This window comes from Bacillus sp. RC252, assembly GCF_044909215.1.
Lineage (GTDB): Bacteria > Bacillota > Bacilli > Bacillales > Bacillaceae_G > Bacillus_A > Bacillus_A mycoides.
In genome coordinates, this window is sequence record NZ_JBIYDV010000001.1 from 557,531 (window position 1) to 577,607 (window position 20,077).

General features: G+C 36.2%; 20 protein-coding genes and 4 tRNA genes. 1 reads left to right on the forward strand and 23 read right to left on the reverse strand.

The features are described 5' to 3' along the window. Positions 1-36: 36 nt before the first annotated feature. From ABH960_RS02795 to ABH960_RS02895, 21 genes are all read right to left on the reverse strand, one after another. Positions 37-1,224, reverse strand: a complete 1,188-nt coding sequence (locus ABH960_RS02795; RefSeq protein WP_002191364.1) for a S1C family serine protease — start codon at positions 1,222-1,224, stop codon at positions 37-39. A 63-nt stretch (positions 1,225-1,287) separates the two neighbouring features. Beyond that, positions 1,288-2,082, reverse strand: coding sequence for an MBL fold metallo-hydrolase (locus ABH960_RS02800; RefSeq protein ID WP_002191365.1), 795 nt, complete (start codon positions 2,080-2,082; stop codon positions 1,288-1,290). Further along, entirely contained in the window at positions 2,066-2,902 is an 837-nt protein-coding gene (locus ABH960_RS02805) for a two-component system regulatory protein YycI (RefSeq protein ID WP_000383744.1), read from the reverse strand. The genes ABH960_RS02800 and ABH960_RS02805 overlap by 17 nt, the downstream gene beginning before the upstream one ends. Beyond that, positions 2,883-4,226, reverse strand: coding sequence for a YycH family regulatory protein (locus ABH960_RS02810; protein ID WP_002191367.1), 1,344 nt, complete (start codon positions 4,224-4,226; stop codon positions 2,883-2,885). Before ABH960_RS02810 ends, ABH960_RS02805 begins: the two co-directional genes overlap by 20 nt. Next, positions 4,223-6,058 (reverse strand): cell wall metabolism sensor histidine kinase WalK, encoded by a 1,836-nt coding sequence (walK, locus tag ABH960_RS02815; RefSeq protein ID WP_002191368.1) that lies wholly within the window; start codon positions 6,056-6,058, stop codon positions 4,223-4,225. Before walK ends, ABH960_RS02810 begins: the two co-directional genes overlap by 4 nt. 3 nt (positions 6,059-6,061) lie before the next feature. Next, complete coding sequence (gene walR, locus ABH960_RS02820) at positions 6,062-6,769, reverse strand: cell wall metabolism DNA-binding response regulator WalR (RefSeq protein WP_000971867.1); 708 nt, start codon at positions 6,767-6,769, stop codon at positions 6,062-6,064. Positions 6,770-7,051: 282 nt separating this feature from the next. After that, positions 7,052-7,124, reverse strand: a tRNA-Phe gene (locus ABH960_RS02825). Positions 7,125-7,165: 41 nt separating this feature from the next. Beyond that, a tRNA-Asp gene (locus ABH960_RS02830) sits at positions 7,166-7,241 on the reverse strand. Positions 7,242-7,262: 21 nt separating this feature from the next. After that, positions 7,263-7,334: transfer RNA gene (locus ABH960_RS02835), tRNA-Glu, on the reverse strand. 13 nt (positions 7,335-7,347) lie between these two features. Next, positions 7,348-7,423 (reverse strand) — tRNA-Lys (locus tag ABH960_RS02840). Between the two features lie 154 nt (positions 7,424-7,577). Continuing rightward, positions 7,578-8,867: an adenylosuccinate synthase gene (locus ABH960_RS02845; protein WP_002138921.1), complete on the reverse strand. Its 1,290-nt coding sequence runs from the start codon at positions 8,865-8,867 to the stop codon at positions 7,578-7,580. Between the two features lie 216 nt (positions 8,868-9,083). Then, entirely contained in the window at positions 9,084-10,445 is a 1,362-nt protein-coding gene (gene dnaB, locus ABH960_RS02850) for a replicative DNA helicase (RefSeq protein WP_002089943.1), read from the reverse strand. Between the two features lie 27 nt (positions 10,446-10,472). Next, complete coding sequence (rplI, locus tag ABH960_RS02855) at positions 10,473-10,919, reverse strand: 50S ribosomal protein L9 (protein ID WP_044438332.1); 447 nt, start codon at positions 10,917-10,919, stop codon at positions 10,473-10,475. Then, entirely contained in the window at positions 10,916-12,889 is a 1,974-nt protein-coding gene (locus ABH960_RS02860) for a DHH family phosphoesterase (RefSeq protein ID WP_002068737.1), read from the reverse strand. Before ABH960_RS02860 ends, rplI begins: the two co-directional genes overlap by 4 nt. Before the next feature lie 78 nt (positions 12,890-12,967). Further along, the gene (locus ABH960_RS02865) at positions 12,968-13,903 is read right to left on the reverse strand and encodes a YybS family protein (protein WP_002016461.1); all 936 of its coding nucleotides are present in this window, start codon (positions 13,901-13,903) and stop codon (positions 12,968-12,970) included. A 79-nt stretch (positions 13,904-13,982) separates the two neighbouring features. Continuing rightward, the gene (rpsR, locus tag ABH960_RS02870) at positions 13,983-14,216 is read right to left on the reverse strand and encodes a 30S ribosomal protein S18 (RefSeq protein ID WP_000918874.1); all 234 of its coding nucleotides are present in this window, start codon (positions 14,214-14,216) and stop codon (positions 13,983-13,985) included. Between the two features lie 44 nt (positions 14,217-14,260). After that, the gene (gene ssb / locus ABH960_RS02875; protein ID WP_000981963.1) at positions 14,261-14,782 is read right to left on the reverse strand and encodes a single-stranded DNA-binding protein; all 522 of its coding nucleotides are present in this window, start codon (positions 14,780-14,782) and stop codon (positions 14,261-14,263) included. Positions 14,783-14,808: 26 nt separating this feature from the next. Continuing rightward, the gene (gene rpsF, locus ABH960_RS02880) at positions 14,809-15,099 is read right to left on the reverse strand and encodes a 30S ribosomal protein S6 (protein WP_001233782.1); all 291 of its coding nucleotides are present in this window, start codon (positions 15,097-15,099) and stop codon (positions 14,809-14,811) included. Between the two features lie 191 nt (positions 15,100-15,290). Continuing rightward, the gene (gene ychF, locus ABH960_RS02885; protein ID WP_002089951.1) at positions 15,291-16,391 is read right to left on the reverse strand and encodes a redox-regulated ATPase YchF; all 1,101 of its coding nucleotides are present in this window, start codon (positions 16,389-16,391) and stop codon (positions 15,291-15,293) included. 115 nt (positions 16,392-16,506) lie between these two features. Then, the gene (locus tag ABH960_RS02890) at positions 16,507-16,704 is read right to left on the reverse strand and encodes a DUF951 domain-containing protein (protein WP_000436054.1); all 198 of its coding nucleotides are present in this window, start codon (positions 16,702-16,704) and stop codon (positions 16,507-16,509) included. Positions 16,705-16,724: 20 nt separating this feature from the next. After that, positions 16,725-17,582, reverse strand: a complete 858-nt coding sequence (locus tag ABH960_RS02895) for a mechanosensitive ion channel family protein (RefSeq protein WP_002089952.1) — start codon at positions 17,580-17,582, stop codon at positions 16,725-16,727. A 260-nt stretch (positions 17,583-17,842) separates the two neighbouring features. Between ABH960_RS02895 and yyaC the strand changes: the two genes are divergently transcribed. Further along, complete coding sequence (gene yyaC, locus ABH960_RS02900; protein WP_016096412.1) at positions 17,843-18,439, forward strand: spore protease YyaC; 597 nt, start codon at positions 17,843-17,845, stop codon at positions 18,437-18,439. Between the two features lie 20 nt (positions 18,440-18,459). Here the strand turns inward: yyaC and spo0J are convergent, their stop codons facing one another. Together spo0J and soj are read right to left on the reverse strand one after the other, a co-directional pair. Next, positions 18,460-19,311, reverse strand: coding sequence for a stage 0 sporulation protein Spo0J (gene spo0J / locus ABH960_RS02905; RefSeq protein ID WP_195743302.1), 852 nt, complete (start codon positions 19,309-19,311; stop codon positions 18,460-18,462). After that, on the reverse strand, positions 19,304-20,065 hold the full coding sequence (gene soj / locus ABH960_RS02910; protein WP_002016469.1) for a sporulation initiation inhibitor protein Soj: 762 nt from the start codon (positions 20,063-20,065) through the stop codon (positions 19,304-19,306). The genes spo0J and soj overlap by 8 nt, the downstream gene beginning before the upstream one ends. Positions 20,066-20,077: the final 12 nt, after the last annotated feature.

Below are 20,077 nucleotides of genomic sequence, written 5' to 3' on the forward strand. Positions count from 1 at the left end.
TCTACAATAGAAAACAGGAGGTAGGCCCTCCTGTTTTTAATACTTTTGAATGCCTAATTTCACCGTTGTTGTCGCTCGTTTTGTACCACGATAAAACGTAAGAGTCATTTTATCATTAATTTTTTTATTATATAAGGCCGTGCGGAACCCAATAATATCGTGCACCGCTTTTCCATCTACCGCCACAATAACATCATGTTCTCTAAGACCCGCATCCGTACCTGGCGAAGGACTTTTCACATCTAAAATGCAGACTCCTTCTTTTACGTTATCTGGTAATCGTAACGTTTTTGACCAATAGTAACTCGGAATCTCGTTTAAAGACCTTAGTTCAATCCCAACGTAAGGTCTTTTTACTTTACCGTACTTTTCTAGTTCATTCATAATAGGAACAGCTCTCGTAACTGGAATAGCTAGTCCAATTCCTTCTACTTCTTTTGCTGCAATCTTCATTGAGTTAATACCTATTAATTGTCCCGCTACATTTACAAGCGCTCCACCACTATTACCTGGATTAATTGCCGCATCTGTTTGCAATACTTCTACTTGCCAATCGTAATGTCCATCTTGATTTAAATCTACAGGAACAATACGCTCATTAGCCGAAATAATACCTTGTGTGACAGTTCCGGAAAATTGTAGCCCAAGTGGATTTCCAATCGCAATAACTGGTTCTCCTCTACGAACGGTATTAGAATCGCCAATTTCAATCACTTTCTTCACATACTTCGCATCTATTTCTAGTACCGCTAAATCAGTGACTACATCGGTTCCTAATACTTTACCTGGAATTTTCTTACCGTCACTTAAGCTCACTTCAATACGATTCGCCCCAGCAACAACGTGGTTATTCGTTACAATATACGCATGTCCATCTGTTTTCTTATAAATCACACCAGATCCTGTACCAGCTTCCGAATCAGCCTCTGAAAAATCGTCTCGTTGAATATTAATAACACCAACAACAGCCTCTGAAGCACGATCAACAGCGTCTACAAAGCTAATCTGTTTAACAGGAACATTTCCACTTTGAGCTTCAGCCATATTTTTTTCACTCGCTTCAACTTGCGGAAGCTTACCTTCATCATTTGAAAATAAAGGCGCTCCAAATGCAAATAATGAAGCCCCTACAATTGTTCCCGCTATACTAGAAATAACAATACCTTTATGTTTCTTTTTCCCTGCACGTTTAATACGATATTTTTCTTCATCAATAAAGGACATATTTGTTCACCTATCTTCCTGAAAACAACTATATTCACCTTTATTGTTTACTAAAATGAAGAATTATACGTATTGAATTTTCGTAGGCATTTTTGGATCTGTATCATGTATTTCAAAGGATTCTCCAACCCCAAAACCTTTTTCTTCTAATACTTGTGATACAGACATACGCGCTAATTCTTTCATGTTATTATCTAAGCTTAAATGCGCTAAATAAATGTGTTTTGTATCGTCTGTAATAACATCCGCCATCGCTAATGCAGCATCCTCATTACAAACGTGACCAACGTCGCTTAAAATACGTCGCTTAATGCTCCATGGATAACGTCCCATACGAAGCATTTCCACATCATGATTGCTTTCAAACACGAAAGCATTCGCTCCCTTAATAACACCTTTCATACGGTCACTTACGTAGCCCGTATCTGTAATAAGAGCTAACTTTCTATTATTGTTATGAAAAGCATAAAACATCGGTTCTGCCGCATCGTGAGAAACACCAAATGATTCAACTTCAATATCTCCAAATGTTTTCACGTCTCCTACTGAGAAAATGAATTTTTGATCAGTTGGGATATTACCTATTAAATGTTCCATTGCATTCCATGTTTTCTCGTTCGCATAAACAGGTAAATCATATTTACGCGCCAATACACCTAATCCTTTAATGTGGTCACTATGCTCATGCGTTACAAGAATACCTGATATGTCATTTATATTCAGTTCAGCTTGCTTAAATAAGGCCTCTGTAGCTTTACCACTTAAACCTGCATCGACGAGCAATTTTTTTTCATCTGTTCCTACATATAGCATATTCCCTGTACTTCCACTTGCAAGTACACTAAAGTGCATACTCATTCTTTCTCACTCCATTATGTTCTTCCGGCACTTGAGTTTCCCCTAATTCCATAACTTGTCCTTCAATTGCATTCACAAAATAGTCCTTTTTCTGCTCTGTCTTTAAGTTCCACGTTGGAGCAAGCACTTGTATATTAGAAGAAGATTCAGCTAGAGTCGCATATCCAATCTGCGCCTCTTTCACGTGCGTATTTTCTGCAATTTTATTTTTTACATATATATTTTCTAAAGCTGTTTGAGCAGTGATAATTTCTTGTTCTTTCGTTTTTTCACTTTCGCCCATTTCCTTCAAATCCGTTAACATTGTTTGTGTATACGAAACAAGCTCATTTTTTTCATTCAAATCTACAACAATCATTGCATGATTGTTGTAGAAAATCGGCTTATCCTTATACTTTTGAAAGAAATAAATTTTTGAATCTTTCATTGCCCCAAACTCGTATTTCTGCCCATCAAGCACGTAGTTTTTTAAGAAATCATTATACTTGTCCTTTGATAACGATTTTGCATTTAAAAATGGTTCTTTCAACTTACTTTCTATCTTATATTCTTCTTGCAGATGCACTGTTTGATTTTTTAAAGACTGCACATCTTCTTCCTTAAAGCTTTTATTTTTCGCCATAATAAACGACTCTTTTTTCGGCTCTTTAGGAAAACTTCCCATAGTAATTTTAGACTCTTTTAATTGTTGATCAATTTTTGTTTCTGTCACAAGTTCCAATTGATTACTATCTTGCTTTTGAATGAACTGAAAGATAAGAAAGAGATCTAAAACAAAAAAGGTCACAATAAATATGGTTTTAATTCGATCCCAATCCATTTAGTCCCCCCTCACTCCATTCAAATATTTTTTGCTTACCATTTTCTTCACATTTTACATACCATATTGGCTTTAAAATAATGTTTTTTCCTTCGTTAATGGAATCTTCCAATGATAACTTATAACCAATTCCAACATCCTGAATTGAATTTTTATCAATTTGCGGATTATTCTCTAATGATGTCATCACTGTACGACCCGATGCGAGAGAAGTTGTTAGTTGTTTTCTAGGTAATTTGAAACTTGGATCAAAAAAGGATCTTTCATACTGCATGATTTCACCTGAACCCCATGCTTGCTTTAATTCCGCCATTCCATCGCTATTAAATACAGGCAACCCATCCTCATAAAAACGGAAGGACGTTTTCCCCTTATTAATATAATCAAAACGATAGAGCTTTAACGCACCACTATGCCCACTTACAAAGTCAAAACTTTTTTGTAAAAGTGCTGCATTATCCATAGATTCATCACTATGTACAGCGGAGTTTTTATATTTCAACATTGCATTTGACTGATCAATTTCCATAGAACGTATACCATCTGTAAATGTTTTCTTTGATTTCTCAGAAATAGGGCTTAAATAACGTGGATCACTAAATAATGCATTTTTAAATGTATCCTCATCTAACCTAGCTCCAAAATACTCTACCTCACTTAATTCCGTAATTCCATCTGGTAAGTAAAGTTTTTTTCTATCACTTATTTGATATTCAAAATACGGTCTCGCTACTGTTATAAGTTGATTTTGAGCATTTATAACATCCTTTACGTAAACACCACTCAATTTTGCTTCATATATTTTACGATAAGGATAAGTATCATAGGAAACAAAACTAATTTTAATTTCTTGGTCCTTACTTCGAGAAGGATCAATTATAATACGATTGAAACTCCTATTACCTTCTATGTTTTTATCTTTAAAATTAAACATACTTTTAATCGTACCCAGTGGAATGTTTGTAGGAAAAACAAATTCAATTTTTTCTTCTCCATGTACATACGAAAGAAAATCACCTTTAGGAACTGTCCCTGTTATTTCCTTTAAATCATGTAACTCTCCATTTTCAAGAATTCTATAAATTAAATCCACATTACTCTTGTTTTCACTCACATAATGATTTTTCTCTTTATGAACGATTACAGAGGATGGGCGAACAACCTCCGAAAGTTTTATTGGATTTATCTCTTCATTACCTTGAACAAATTTTGCATTTTGTATCGAGGTAGAATCAGGAACATATGTCCATAAGTTAAAAGTAAGAAATAGGCTAATAACAACTAAATTAATTAAAACTATTGTTTTAAAGTTTTCCATACTCATTCCCAATCGTCCTCTTCATCAGTTGCCATTGGCAGTGTGAAATAAATAGTTGTTCCTTTTCCTTCCTCACTTTTCGCCCAAATTGAGCCGCCGTGTGCCTCAATCATTTCTTTCGCAATGGCTAATCCAAGACCTGTACCACCCATTTGTCTCGAACGCGCTTTATCTACACGGTAAAAACGTTCAAATATTTTATCTACATTTTCCTTCGGGATACCCATTCCTTGATCACTCACACTAATTTCTAATAACTCACCACGGTCACGCAGGCGATATGTTACTGTGCCACCTTCTGGCGAATATTTTAATGCATTGGAAATAATGTTATATAAAACTTGTGTAATTTTGTCTGTATCCATATCAATAAATCGAGATTTTTTAGAGAAAGATCGTTTGAAGCTTACATTTTGCTCTTTAGACATTTCAAAGCGATCGATAACGTTATTAAAGAAATCAGTAAAGTCGACCCATTCCTTCATTAAGCGATGTTCTGTACTATCTAGTTTAGATAGTTGTAACAACGCATTTACAAGTCTAATCATTCTTTCTGTTTCTTCTTGTGTAACCGTTAAAAATTGCGGTGCGATATTCGGATCTTGCCATGCCCCATCCGTAAGTGCTTCTAAGTAACTGCGCATCGTTGTTAACGGTGTTCTTAGCTCATGAGATACGTTCGCAACAAACTCACGACGCTCTCGCTCTATACGCTCCTGCTCCGTTACATCATATAATACAGCAATTAAACCATTTGCCTTCCCTGTTTCTTTTTGAATGACAGAGAAACTAGCACGTAAAATATATGGTTCATTCCTCGTACTAAAATCTAATAAAACTGAATCAGGTTCTTCATATAAATGATCCAGCGTAAATTCTTCTTGTATTCCTAACACTTCTAAGACAGATTGATCTAATGCCGTTTCACGCGAAACATTTAACATTTTTTCCGCAGGATCATTTAATAAAATGATGTCACCTTTTCGATCAGTAGCAATTACTCCATCTGTCATATGTGATAAAACAGATGATAGTTTGCGCCTTTCACTCTCTGTTGAAGAGCGGGCTTGTTGTAATTTTTTTGATAAATTATTGAAAGATAATGCTAGTTGTCCAATTTCATCATGGCTATGCACTTTTACTTTTCTCGAATAATTTCCTTTTGCCATTTCAATTGCTTGTCTCCGCATATCTGAAATTGGTCTTGTAATTGTTTGAGCCAACAAAATCCCAAGTACAGCTGTTACTAGTAAAGCAATTACTGTCCCCGTCGCGAAAATTTGGTTTATATCTTTCATTTGTTTATACACATCTTCCATAGATGCAACAATACGAATGACGCCAAGTACCTCTCCTTCTTGCTCTTTTAGAATAGGAGTAATCATCACTTGAACCCGATGACCTGTTTTCACGTCTTTCTCAACCTTTGACTCTGGTTTTTTTTGTACCATTACCCGTTGTACAGCTGTGTCTGCTGACGTTCGTCCTACTTTATTTTGCTTAGACGCGTCTGAAATTGCCATTAATTTTTTAGTAGAATCAATTACACTTATTTCTTGAATATCTTTCTTACGATCCGATGCAAGTTTTTGAATCGAATCATTAATAGCTTTATCTACTGATTCTGCTTTAGGACGCTCTTTTACAAACTCTTGCTTCAGGTTATAAGAAAGTAAATTTGTTTGCTGCGTTAAGGAATCTTGAAAACCTTTTACAAGGCTTTTTTCTAATTCCCTAACGAAATATACACCAATTACTTGCATTGCTATTAATATTAACAGCATATATATGAGCACAAATTTTAAATGAATAGATTGAAAAAAACCAACTTTCTTCATATACTATTCCTGTTCTGGGTCACGCAAGTAATACCCTACCCCACGTCTAGTTACAATTAAAGTAGGATGACTTGGATTATCTTCAATTTTTTCGCGTAAACGACGTACTGTTACGTCTACTGTACGTACATCTCCAAAATAATCATAACCCCAAACTGTTTGTAATAAATGTTCACGAGTCATAACTTGACCTAAATGCTTCGCTAAATAATGTAGTAATTCAAATTCACGATGTGTAAGCTCAATGCTTTCTTCACGCTTCGTTACACTATAAGCGTTCGAATTGATAACGATTGGTCCAATAACCATTTCGGTATTTTCTTCTTTCTCTGCAGCACCACCCTGCTGATGGCGACGTAAATTTGCTTTCACACGAGCAAGTAACTCCCTCGTACTAAATGGCTTCGTTACATAATCATCTGCCCCAAGCTCAAGCCCTAATACTTTATCAATTTCAGAGTCTTTTGCTGTAAGCATAATAATTGGCATTTCTGAGCTTTTACGTATTTCACGACATACCTCTAAACCGTCTTTTCCCGGTAACATAATATCTAATAAAACCATATCTGGCTGTTCTTCATTTGCTTTTTCAATCGCCTCATCACCATCATGCGCCATTACAATTTCAAAACCTTCTTTTTCTAGGTTGAACTTCAAAATATCCGCAATTGGCTTTTCATCATCAACTACTAAAATTTTCTTTCCCATCATCGTCTATTTCCTCCTTATAAAAATATGATCAATAATCCTCAAACATATTGGTGTTTCTATAGTATGTTCCTATATGACAACAATCTTAGTCTAAGTATTTCTCCTCTATTCTCATAGACTCATGTATCATCCACTTTTACACGGAATCCTATACGATCTATAGAAAAACCTCTAGCTTCAACTGCTAGAGGCTCCTCATTCTATTGTAAAATAACTACCCACATTTGTAAAACTGGACAAAATAAAAAGGATATTAAGTGGGCCCACTTAATATCCTGAGAGTGGCTCGGGACGGAATCGAACCGCCGACACGAGGATTTTCAGTCCTCTGCTCTACCGACTGAGCTACCGAGCCAAAACTATATATAAAACCACTAATGGTGGTATAAACAAAAGTGGCGGTCCCGACCGGGGTCGAACCGGCGATCTCCTGCGTGACAGGCAGGCATGTTAACCACTACACCACGGGACCAAAAATGAACATAAAAAAACATGACCCGTACGGGATTCGAACCCGTGTTACCGCCGTGAAAGGGCGGTGTCTTAACCACTTGACCAACGGGCCACGAAAAATAAAATGGTGAGCCATGAAGGATTCGAACCTTCGACCCTCTGATTAAAAGTCAGATGCTCTACCAACTGAGCTAATGGCTCATACTCACCAACGTCATATTTTCGTGACGACAAGACATATCATAACATGCTATCTTTCATTTTTGCAATACCTTTTTTTATTTTTTATAAAAAAATAAGAAAAAACTCATAAAAATATGAGTTTTTTCTTAAAAAAATCAATTTTTTATATCAATTAAGCTTCGTATACGTTACGAACGATATTTGTTTGATTACGATCTGGTCCAACCGAGAACATAGATAATTGGATTCCTGTTAATTCAGAAACACGCTCTACGTATTTTCTTGCATTTTCAGGAAGTTCATCCAATGATTTCATAGCAGTAACATCTTCTGTCCAACCTGGAAGCTCTTCATATACAGGCTCACATTTCGCTAAAATGTTTAAGTTAGCTGGAACTTCATCGATAACTTCGCCATTGTATTTGTAAGCAACACAAATTTTAAGAGTTGGGATACCTGTTAATACATCGATAGAGTTTAATGATAAGTCTGTTAAACCACTAACGCGACGTGCATGTCTTACAACAACGCTATCGAACCAACCTACACGGCGTGGACGACCAGTTGTTGTTCCGTATTCACGACCAACTTCACGAATTTGATGACCGATTTCATCATTAAGTTCCGTAGGGAATGGACCATCACCTACACGGCTTGTATATGCTTTACATACACCTACAACGCGAGTAACTTTCGCAGGACCAACTCCAGTTCCAACTGTTACACCACCAGCAATTGGGTTAGAAGATGTAACGAATGGATACGTACCGTGGTCGATATCAAGCATAACACCTTGTGCACCTTCAAATAATACACGATGATTGTTATCTAGTGCATCATTTAATACGACAGATGTATCGCATACATACTGTGCGATTTGTTGTCCGTATTCGAAGTACTCTTCAAAGATTTCTTCTACGCTGAAACCTTCTGTATCGTACATTTTTTCAAATAAACGATTTTTTTCCACTAAATTGCGCTCAAGCTTCTCTTTAAATGCTTCACGGTCTAAAAGATCAGCCATACGGATACCAATACGAGCAGCTTTATCCATATATGCAGGACCGATACCTTTTTTGGTTGTACCGATCTTGTTATCACCTTTACTCGCTTCTTCTAACTCATCTTGTTTTAAGTGATAAGGTAAAATAACGTGCGCACGGTTACTTACACGTAAATTATCAGTACTTACACCACGATCGTGTAAGTATTTTAACTCTTCAAGTAATGCTTTCGGATCTACTACTAAGCCGTTTCCGATTACACAAATTTTCTCTTTATAGAAAATACCAGATGGAATTAAGTGTAATTTATATTTAACTCCGCCGAAAACAATTGTATGTCCCGCGTTATTTCCACCTTGATATCTTGCAACTACTTCCGCATGCTCAGAAAGAAAATCAGTGATTTTACCTTTTCCTTCGTCGCCCCATTGTGTTCCTACAACTACTACTGAAGACATTATTAAAGCACCTCCGCAATTTTCAAACGATCTATTCAAACAATATAATTGTACCAAAACAGAAAGAGAAGTCAACCAAAAAGCGAACATTTTTTTATAGAAAAACGTTTTCGTTCGTAAGAATTACATATTCACCTTATGAAATCCCTATCTTTCATATAAAAAAAAAAGAAACACATCTTATTATAAGAAATGCGTTTCTTTTTTATACTGCCTTTATGCGTGCGGTGCATGTCCATCCTCAAAGCGGCGTTCTAAGTTGACGAATTTATTAAATTCCTTAACAAACGCAAGCTCTACTGAACCTACCGGACCATTACGTTGTTTTGCAATGATAATTTCAATTGTATTTTTATTTTCTGTTTCACGATCATAGTAATCTTCACGATATAGGAAGGCTACAATGTCAGCATCCTGCTCGATACTTCCTGATTCACGAATGTCAGACATCATCGGACGTTTATCTTGACGAGATTCTACACCACGAGATAACTGCGACAAGGCGATAACAGGTACTTGCAATTCACGTGCAATCCCTTTTAATGTACGAGAAATCTCAGATACTTCCTGCTGACGGTTTTCTCCTGATTTCCCACTTCCTTGAATAAGCTGTAAATAGTCAATCAAAACCATCCCAAGACCTTGTTCTTGCTTTAATCTACGACATTTTGCTCGAATCTCATTTACTTTAATCCCTGGTGTATCATCAATATATATACCAGCATTAGAAAGGCTACCCATCGCCATTGTTAATTTCGCCCAATCATCAGAAGTTAATGAACCGGTACGAAGTCTTTGCGCATCAATATTTCCTTCCGCACAAAGCATACGCATAACAAGCTGATCAGAGCCCATCTCCAAACTAAAAATCGCTACATTTTCATCAGTTTTCGTCGCTACGTTTTGTGCGATATTTAATGAAAATGCAGTTTTCCCTACCGATGGACGCGCCGCCACGATGATTAAATCATTTCGCTGAAAACCTGCGGTCATCTTATCTAATTCAGTAAATCCAGTTGGTATCCCGGTAACTTCACCCTTTTGATTATGCAAAAGTTCAATTTTATCATAAGCATCTACAAGAACATCTTTAATGTTTTGGAATGCTTTTGCATTTGTTTGGTGAGATACTTCTAATATTTTTTTCTCAGCCTCATTTAAAAGGCCATCCACATCATCTTCTCGCTCGTATCCATCCGATACAATATGAGTCGCCGTTCGAATTAAACGACGTAAAAGTGCCTTTTCAGCGATGATGCGTGCATAATATTCTACGTTAGCAGCTGTTGGAACAACTTCTGCTAACTCTGCTAGATAAGAAACCCCACCAACTTCTTCTAGTAATCCTTGATCAGCCATCGCTGATGTCATTATTACTAAGTCGATTGGTTCTCCCTTATCAGACAACCCAAGCATGACTTCAAAAATCTTTTGATGTTTCGTTCGATAGAACGAGTCAGGTAGCAACAGCTCTGATGCTGACGTTAATGCATCTTGATCAATCAATATAGCCCCTAAAACCGCCTGCTCTGCTTCTATATTATGCGGAGGGGTACGATCAGCCATTACATCACTCATGCGCAATCCTCCTTGCTTAATTTATTTTTATTGTTCACTAACATGAACTTTTACTGTTGCTGTTACTTGCGGATGCAATTTCACAGTGACGTTTGTATAACCTAATGCACGGATTGCATCATCCATTTCAAATTTACGTTTATCAAGTTTAATCTTGTGTGACTTTTGCATTACATCTACAATTTGTTTACTCGTGATAGAACCAAATAAGCGGCCACCTTCTCCAGATTTCACCTTTACTTCTACAGTTAATTTCTCTAATGTTTCTTTCAGCTCTTTTGCATTCTCAACTTCTGCTGCTGCATCTTTTTCCTCTTTGCGCTTTTGAGCATCTAAAGTTTTCATACTGCTGTTTGTCGCTTCGGCAGCTAACCCCTGTTTTAGTAAGAAATTATTTGCATAACCGTCTGGTACGTTTTTTATTTCTCCTTTTTTACCTTTACCTTTTACGTCTTTTAGAAAAATTACTTTCATGATTGTGTGCCTCCCTGTAAATAGTCATCAATAACAAATCGAAGCTTCTCCTCCGCTTCATCTACTGTAACATTTTTCATTTGTGTGGCTGCATTTGTTAAGTGCCCGCCACCTCCTAAATTCTCCATAATTAGCTGTACATTCAATTCACCTAAAGATCTACCACTAATTCCAATGAAATTTTCTCCACGTTTTGCAATAACAAACGATGCAATGATACCTGTCATTGTCAATAATGTGTCTGCTGATTGTGCAATAAGTACTTGGTCATAATATTCATCACCATCAACTTTAGCAATCGCAATTCCATTTTTATAAATGTACGCATTTTTAATGGCTTTTGCAACTCGTAAATACTGACCCATATCTTCTTTTAAAAGTTCTTGTACAAGTACAGTGTCTGCGCCATGCGAGCGTAAATAAGAAGCGGCATCAAATGTACGAGCGCCTGTACGGAATGTAAAACTTTTCGTATCAACAATAATACCAGCTAACAATGCCGTTGCTTCTAACATTGTCATCTTTAAATTTTTCGGTTGATACTCAAGTAATTCTGTAACAAGCTCTGCCGTTGAAGAAGCGTATGGCTCCATATAAACAAGTAATGGATCTTCAATGAAATCTTCCCCGCGGCGATGATGGTCAATAACTACTACATTTTCAATCTTGTGTAACAGTTTTTCCTCCATCACCATTGAAGGTTTATGCGTGTCAACAACAACAAGTAATGAATCATCGTTTGCAAATTCCATCGCTTGCCCTGGTGAAATAAAATGTGACCATAACTCTTCATTTTGTTTCACTTTGTCCATCAAACGTTTGATTCCTTTATCAGAATCATTTTCATCTAATACAATATATCCTTTGCGCTCATTTAATTGAGCTACCTTTAAAATACCAATCGCTGCACCAATCGCATCCATATCAGGAGCTCTATGCCCCATTATAATGACATTACTGCTTTCTAATACTAAATCCTTTAATGCATGTGAAATAACTCTAGCACGTACACGAGTACGCTTTTCGACCGGATTCGTCTTGCCACCGTAAAACTTAACTTTACCCGTCGCTTGTTTTATAGCTACTTGGTCTCCTCCTCGTCCTAATGCAAGGTCTAAACCAGATTGAGCCATCGCTCCAAGCTCCGATAAAGGTAAATCACCCGAGCCAACACCAACACTTAGCGTAAGTGGTATATTCCTTTTTGATGTTTCTTCACGCACTTGATCCAAAATACTAAATTTCCCTTTCTCCATTTGTGCTAAAATACTTTCATTTAGTACAACGAAGAACCTTTCTGAAGATGCACGTTTCAAATATGCACCATACTTAACAGCCCATTCATTTAGACGTGACGTCACAAGACTTGTTATATTCGTGCGTAATTGATCATCTAACCCTTGTGTAACTTCATCATAATTATCTAAATAAATAACAGCTAAAACGGTGCGCTGATCCTCATACATTTTTTCAATCTCTGTTTGCTCAGTTACATCAAAAAAATAAATTAGTTTTTCTTCTTTCCTTACAAACACACGGAACTTTCGACTATTTAAAGATACTATATCGTCAGAAGTCTCTCCTTTAATAAAAAGGAGTAATGTTTCTGATACATCGTACAGATGCCACCCAGCTAATGCGTGTTGCCCCAAACATGAAGACAAGTAAGGATTTGCCCAATCAATCCCATACTCCTTATTGTATAACAATATACCGATTGGCATCTGGTTGAATGCTTCGTTACTCACTTTTTTTACCCTAGTAATCATATCTGTCGTATACTTTTCAAAATTCCTTTGAAAGTTAAGTTCAAATCGTATAACTAAAAAGAAAACGATGCTAAAAATAAAAAAGGCAGCTATCCCCATAATTAAGTGAAAATAACAGAGAATCGAGATTAGCACCAACACAAAAAATGCCAATACGTAAACAGGATATAAAAACCACTGTTTCTTATAAAATTCAGGCATGTATACAACTCCTATAAAGTAAAACTAACTCACTTTCCAGTTAGTTAAACAAATTAAAATAGTGTAAGGAATATTATTTTATTCCCCTATTTTAGAACGCAATGAAATCCCTAAATCAATTATACCTAAGATTGTCACAAGAGGAAACATCATCGGAATAAACATGCAGACAATAAAACTAATAATAGGAACACCTTTAGTAAATCCTTTTCTATGTGCTAAAAAGGCGATAAATGTCAGACCTTGCAGTACGAGCAATAGTGCAAAGATTACATATAGGTTAGAAAATACCATATGTAAATATGATGTTGGTTCTACCTTTATAAAAGTTGCTAACAGAATAAATATGACGTAATACCAAATAATACTCTTTGGCAATTGTATGTCTTTAAATTTAGGCCAAAGTGTTACTTCATGCTTTAACTTTTTCAAAACACTACCTGATATCATAACCGTAATCCAAGAAAGACACACAGAAACCATTACAAGTATACTCGGGAGTATCGTTTGTAATATATCATTCATTTGTGCGAATAAATCTTTTTGTTTCTTACTAACCTGCATACCAGCAGCATTTGCTATCTTTTCACTTTGTACTACACTTTCACTAAACATATTTTGCATTTTCTGTATTAAATCTATGTTGAAAAATTTTATACTCACAACATAAATGAGCATAATACCGATTAAGTATGCAAGTGTCCCTGCTATCAAAATTTCCAACGGCTTTCTTTGTTTTTTATACATGTATCCTAAAACAATACCCGTACACCCAAACATAATTGTCTTTACTAGACCTATTGGTTGACCCACAATAACAGCAATGAAAAATGCTGCTGTAAAAATCACAAAGGCATTAGGTACACCATATTTTATCGTTAACAATATAAATGGTAACGGCAATACAAATGTTACAACTGTACCCAAAATCGGAACATACATAGATATGAGCAATAACATTGCATATACAGCCAATAACGCTGCGCCTTCGGTAATAAACCTTGCTTGTTTCACATTTTAACCTCTCTTTCAAAAAGAAAAGCATAGCAAAATGCACAGTAGAGTCCGACTCTACTGTGCATTTCATACGCTATTATTCACCAACATATGGTAAAAGTGCCATTTGACGAGCACGTTTAATTGCAACTGTAAGTTTGCGTTGGTATTTCGCGCTTGTTCCTGTTACACGACGAGGTAAAATTTTACCGCGCTCAGAAACGAAACGTTTTAATAAATCAACATCTTTATAGTCAATGCGAGTGATGCCGTTAGATGTGAAGAAACACACCTTACGACGCTTCGCACGTCCACCTTTGCGTCCTGCCATGTCTATTCCCTCCATTCTTTGTTAAAAATAGCCGATTCACACCATTAAAATGGTAAATCGTCGTCCGAAATGTCAATCGGTTGACCAACATTCGAAAATGGATCGTCATTCTTCGTAAATCCAGAGTTACCTTGATTACCTTGGTTACCTGAATTACTAGATTGACCAAATGGGTTAGAGCTTTGGTTACCGAAACCAGCTCCTGATGGTTGCTGATTGAATGAACCACGTTGCTCCCCACCGCCATTACGCGGCTCTAAAAATTGTACGCTCTCCGCAAGAACTTCTGTTACATATACACGTTTACCATCTTGTCCATCGTAATTACGAGTTTGAAGACGTCCGTCTACGCCTGCTAAGCTACCTTTTTTCAAATAATTTGCCACGTTTTCTGCTTGTTTACGCCATATTACACAATTAATAAAGTCAGCTTCACGCTCACCTTGTTGATTCGCAAATGCGCGATTCACAGCTAACGTAAAAGTAGCTACTGCAACACCATTGGGCGTGTAACGTAAGTCAGGGTCCTTAGTTAAACGACCAACGAGGATAACACGATTCATCAATCGAACCACTCTCCCTTATATATCAATTATTTTTCTTCTTCTTTAACAACGATATGACGAAGGATATCTTCGTTGATCTTAGCTAAACGGTCGAATTCGTTAATCGCCTCTGAGTTAGAGTTCACGTTTAAGATCATGTAGAAACCTTCACGTAAGTCGTTGATTTCGTAAGCTAAACGACGCTTACCCCACTCTTTTGTGTTAATGATTTCTGCACCATTGTTTGTTAAAACACCTGCAAAACGTTCAACTAAAGCTTTTTGAGCTTCTTCTTCAACGCCAGGACGAATGATGTACATAATTTCGTACTTTCTCATTACACTTTCACCTCCTTTTGGTCTAAACGGCCCATAATGGGCAAGGAGCAATTAATTTATAGTAATTACTCACGAGTTTAGATTATATCATAGTAAGTTATATGAATCAACTCACCAATACGTAAAAAACTTGGCAAACACATAATATATTTGCCAAGTTCATATCTTTATTTTTCCTAGGAAATATTAAATTAAACGTTAAAGCGGAAGTGCATAACATCTCCGTCTTTTACGATATACTCTTTTCCTTCTAAACGTACTTTACCAGCTTCTTTTGCAGCTGTCATAGAACCGTTTGTCATTAAATCATCATAAGAAACTGTTTCTGCGCGAATAAATCCACGCTCAAAGTCTGTATGAATTACACCAGCACATTGTGGTGCTTTCATACCTTGTTTAAACGTCCATGCACGTACTTCTTGCACACCAGCTGTGAAGTAAGTAGCAAGTCCTAATAAATCATATGCAGCACGAATTAATTGATCTAAACCAGATTCTTCAATGCCTAGTTCTTCAAGGAATACTTTTTTCTCTTCCTCGTCTAGCTCAGCGATTTCTTCTTCGATTTTTGCACATACAACGATTACTTGAGAATTTTCATTTGCTGCAAATTCTTTTACCATTTGTACATATTTATTGTCAGAAGGATCCATAATATCATCTTCACTTACGTTTGCTACGTATAGCATTTCTTTCGTTGTAAGTAAATGAAGGCCTTTAACAATCTTCATTTGCTCTTCTGTAAATTCAACAGTACGAGCTGGTTTTCCCTCTTCAAAAGCTTCTTTTAAACGAACTAAAATTTCATGCTCATATACAGCTTCTTTATCTTTTTGTCTTGCTAACTTCGCAACTCGTTCGATACGCTTATCAACAGATTCCAAATCCGCTAAGATTAGTTCTAAGTTAATTGTTTCAATGTCATCAATTGGATCTACTTTTCCTGAAACGTGCGTAATATTTTCATCTTCAAAACAACGAACAACTTGGCAAATTGCATCTACTTGACGAATGTGAGATAAGAATTTATTTCCTAACCCTTCACCTTTACTCGCACCTTTTACGATACCTGCAATATCAGTAAATTCAAATACAGTCGGAACAGTTTTTTTCGGTTCTACTAATTCCGTTAATTTATTTAGACGCTCATCTGGTACTTCTACAATCCCTACGTTTGGATCGATTGTACAGAATGGATAGTTCGCAGATTCTGCTCCTGCTTGTGTAATTGCATTAAATAAAGTGGACTTACCTACGTTAGGTAATCCAACAATCCCAGCCGTTAATCCCATATTTTTCACTCCTATGTCTCAATCTTTCATCATTATAGATAGTAACGAAAAAAATGACAAGTTTCCACCAAATGAAAAAAAGCAACGGCTGTCTACTGCAGCTGTTGCTTTTTCACTATTCTTCGTGCTTCACAAGTATTTTTTTCACCTTGCGATCAAACTCTCTTCGAGGAATCATTACCGAATGGTCACACCCCTCGCACTTAACGCGGATATCCATTCCCATACGAATAATCTTCCAGCGATTTTCACCACATGGATGGGCTTTCTTCATTTCCACAACATCGTACAAGTTATATTGCTTTTGCTCCATTCTCTAAATCCCTCCCACTATTAAATTGCTTTTTCACTAACTAATTCTTCGCGACTATATAAAACCATACGTGGGTATGGAATTTCAATACCATGTAAATCAAGACGATTTTTAATCTCTTTGCGAAGAGCCCTCGCAATAACTGCATGCTGCATCGGCTCAACTTCAGCAATAACACGTAATACAACTTCAGACGCTGCCAATGTTTGAACACCTAGCAATTGAGGTGTTGTTACCATTTTCTCATATTTTTCTGGTAGTTCCACTAATAAATCTTCAATAACTTGCTCCGCTCGTACTATATCACTTTCATAAGAAATAGATACATCAACAAATGCTACACTATTACTAACGGAAAAGTTCGTTACTTGTACAATACTACCATTTGGTATTATATGAATTTCACCTGTCCAGCTTTTCATCTTCGTTGTACGTAGTCCAATTTCCAAAACAGTTCCTTCAAATTGACCTATTCTTACATAATCACCTACTGAAAATTGATCCTCTAACAAAATAAATAATCCTGTAATAACATCTTTAACTAAACTTTGTGCACCAAAACCGACTGCTAAACCAATTACCCCAGCACCGGCTAATAGACCTGATGCATTAATATCAAACACACCTAAAATCGCAATTAACATAATGAACATAACAACGTATGCCACAATATTTTCAAGCAACTTCGCTACCGTAACTGTACGACGTTCTGAAATTTGAATCGGCGAACGGCTTCCCATACGAAACGCATTTCGTACAATTGCCCTTGCAACTCGCACAACGATTGCACCAAGTATTAAAATAACGATTATTTTTAGTGACTTCACACCTATATTCGTCCAATCAATGGACTCAAACCATTTCAACGCTAAATCCATGTCCCTCTACCTCTCTGGCTAGAATTTCTTTTTAGTTATCCTTATTATTGTATCAGAACTCTCTCTGATTTCTGAAAAAAATTTATGACTTTAATTCCATTTGTTAACTTCCATTCAGGTATAAAATGAAACGAATATATATATACTAGTACTATTATTTCCGTTTTCATTCACAGTTTGTAAAAAGTATGCACTTATAATTTTCCATTTCACACACCATATAACATATTGTGAAAATTTATTAAAAGGATGGGTGCTTCATGAATATTAGAAGTTTTCGCTTACCTTTTTTTGAAAAAGAAACTCAAAATGTTATGCATCATGACTTAGAAGCCTCTGAGACAATCAGTAATTTCTTACTTTCCCATATTCCCATTAAGACTAATATGCCACTCATTCTCATTTGTATCGGAACAGACCGTTCCACCGGTGATGCACTTGGCCCATTAGTTGGTACTAAACTAGAACAAATTGAAATCAAAAACCTTCAAGTATTCGGCACACTAGACGAACCAATACATGCACTAAATTTAGAAGAGAAAATTCAGAATATACAGAAAGAAAATCCTACTTCATTTATTATTGCTGTTGATGCATGTTTAGGGAAATCTCAAAGTATCGGTTCTATAACTACTGGAAAGGGCCCTAGTAAACCTGGAGCTGCGATGAATAAGAAATTACCTGAAATTGGTGATTTGCATATACATGGCATCGTAAATTTAAATGGTTTCATGGAGTTTTTCGTACTTCAAAATACAAGACTAAGTTTAGTCATGAAGATGGCTGATGTAATTGCACAAAGTATAAAAGAAACAGACCAAAAATTATCTGCATTAAAAAAAGCAAACCATCTATAAACAATAAGATGGTTTGCTTTTTAATTTTCCTTTGATAATAATTCTAAAATTCGATTTAAATCTTCTTTATTAAAAAATTCGATTTCGATTTTACCTTTTTCTTTTTTCGTTTCTTTGATTTTTACATCCGTACCAAACTTTTCTCTTAAAAACGTTTCACGCTCTACAAAAAATATATTTCTTTCTTTTTTCACTTGTTGTGTTTCACGTGAAACACGTTGATTAATTTCCTGGACAATTTGTTCCAATTGGCGAACATTCAGTCCTTCTTTTTCAATTCGCTTCAATAAAGATTTCAACTGTTCTTCATCTTTTATTGTAAGTAAAGTTCTTCCATGAGCCATTGAAAGCTCACCGTTTGCAATCATATCTTGAACGAATGAAGGGAGGCTTAACAAACGAGTATAATTTGCGATATAAGGTCTGCTTTTACCAAGACGTTTTGCTAATTGTTCTTGTGTTACATTTAGCTCGCTCATTAACATCTGATATGCCATTGCCTCTTCCATAGGATTTAAATCTTCTCGTTGTAAGTTTTCAAGCAAAGCAAATTCCATCATTTGCTGCTCATTTAATTGCCTTACAACAGCAGGCACTTTCTCAAGTCCGGCCTCTTTAGCAGCACGATATCTTCTTTCACCTGCAACTATTTCATATCCTTTAATACTCTTTCGAGCAATTAACGGTTGCAATATACCGTGCTCTTTAATAGAAGCCGCTAATTCCTGAATCGCTTCTTTATTGAAATGTTTACGTGGTTGATATGGATTCGGCCTTAATTCAGTTACTATAATCTCCTGAATCGTTTCTTCTTCTTTCACATCTAAATCTGGAAAAAACACGTTGATTCCTCTTCCTAATCCCTTAGCCACCTGCAATCACTTCCTCTGCTAAATCTAAATATACTTCTGCTCCTCTTGATTTAGCGTCATACTGCATAATTGGTTTTCCATGACTTGGTGCCTCACTTAAGCGAACATTACGAGGAATAATCGAACGATATACTTTATCCCTAAAGTATTTTTTCACTTCATCTATAACTTGAATTCCTAAATTTGTACGAGCATCCAACATCGTTAACAATACACCTTGAATTGCTAAATTTTTATTTAAATGCTTTTGCACAAGTCGAACTGTATTTAATAGCTGACTTAACCCTTCCAGCGCGTAATATTCACACTGCACAGGAATAATAACAGAATCTGCTGCTGTTAATGCATTAATCGTTAATAACCCTAATGATGGGGGACAGTCAATAATAATATACTCATATTCATCACGAATTGGCTGTAACGCTCTTTGCAAGCGTACTTCCCGGGAAATGGTTGGTACCAATTCAATTTCAGCACCAGCCAATTGAATTGTAGCGGGTAGAACATCTAAGTTTTCAGTTGCGGTTTTCCGTATGGCACCTTGAACATCTGCATCTTCTACAAGAACATTATAAATACATTGATCTAATTCAGACTTTTCAATCCCTACACCAGTCGTTGCATTTCCTTGAGCATCAATATCTACGAGAAGTACTTTTTTTCCTACTTGTGCCAATCCAGCCCCTAAATTAACGGATGTTGTTGTTTTTCCAACACCGCCTTTTTGATTAGCAATAGCAATGATTTTTCCCATGATGTCACCTAC

Excerpts from the sequence above, each read along its gene's own strand:
- rpsR (WP_000918874.1), bottom strand. The coding sequence starts at position 14,216 with ATGGCAGGACGCAAAGGTGGACGTGCGAAGCGTCGTAAGGTGTGTTTC.
- yyaC (WP_016096412.1), top strand. The coding sequence starts at position 17,843 with ATGAATATTAGAAGTTTTCGCTTACCTTTTTTTGAAAAAGAAACTCAA.
- ABH960_RS02860 (WP_002068737.1), bottom strand. The coding sequence starts at position 12,889 with ATGCCTGAATTTTATAAGAAACAGTGGTTTTTATATCCTGTTTACGTA.
- dnaB (WP_002089943.1), bottom strand. The coding sequence starts at position 10,445 with ATGAGTGATGTAATGGCTGATCGTACCCCTCCGCATAATATAGAAGCA.
- ABH960_RS02810 (WP_002191367.1), bottom strand. The coding sequence starts at position 4,226 with ATGAGTATGGAAAACTTTAAAACAATAGTTTTAATTAATTTAGTTGTT.
- walR (WP_000971867.1), bottom strand. The coding sequence starts at position 6,769 with ATGATGGGAAAGAAAATTTTAGTAGTTGATGATGAAAAGCCAATTGCG.
- ychF (WP_002089951.1), bottom strand. The coding sequence starts at position 16,391 with ATGGGATTAACGGCTGGGATTGTTGGATTACCTAACGTAGGTAAGTCC.
- ABH960_RS02805 (WP_000383744.1), bottom strand. The coding sequence starts at position 2,902 with ATGGATTGGGATCGAATTAAAACCATATTTATTGTGACCTTTTTTGTT.
- ABH960_RS02845 (WP_002138921.1), bottom strand. The coding sequence starts at position 8,867 with ATGTCTTCAGTAGTAGTTGTAGGAACACAATGGGGCGACGAAGGAAAA.
- ABH960_RS02895 (WP_002089952.1), bottom strand. The coding sequence starts at position 17,582 with ATGGATTTAGCGTTGAAATGGTTTGAGTCCATTGATTGGACGAATATA.
- rpsF (WP_001233782.1), bottom strand. The coding sequence starts at position 15,099 with ATGAGAAAGTACGAAATTATGTACATCATTCGTCCTGGCGTTGAAGAA.
- soj (WP_002016469.1), bottom strand. The coding sequence starts at position 20,065 with ATGGGAAAAATCATTGCTATTGCTAATCAAAAAGGCGGTGTTGGAAAA.
- ABH960_RS02800 (WP_002191365.1), bottom strand. The coding sequence starts at position 2,082 with ATGAGTATGCACTTTAGTGTACTTGCAAGTGGAAGTACAGGGAATATG.
- walK (WP_002191368.1), bottom strand. The coding sequence starts at position 6,058 with ATGAAGAAAGTTGGTTTTTTTCAATCTATTCATTTAAAATTTGTGCTC.
- rplI (WP_044438332.1), bottom strand. The coding sequence starts at position 10,919 with ATGAAAGTAATTTTTCTAAAAGACGTAAAAGGTAAAGGTAAAAAAGGA.
- ABH960_RS02795 (WP_002191364.1), bottom strand. The coding sequence starts at position 1,224 with ATGTCCTTTATTGATGAAGAAAAATATCGTATTAAACGTGCAGGGAAA.
- ABH960_RS02890 (WP_000436054.1), bottom strand. The coding sequence starts at position 16,704 with ATGGAGCAAAAGCAATATAACTTGTACGATGTTGTGGAAATGAAGAAA.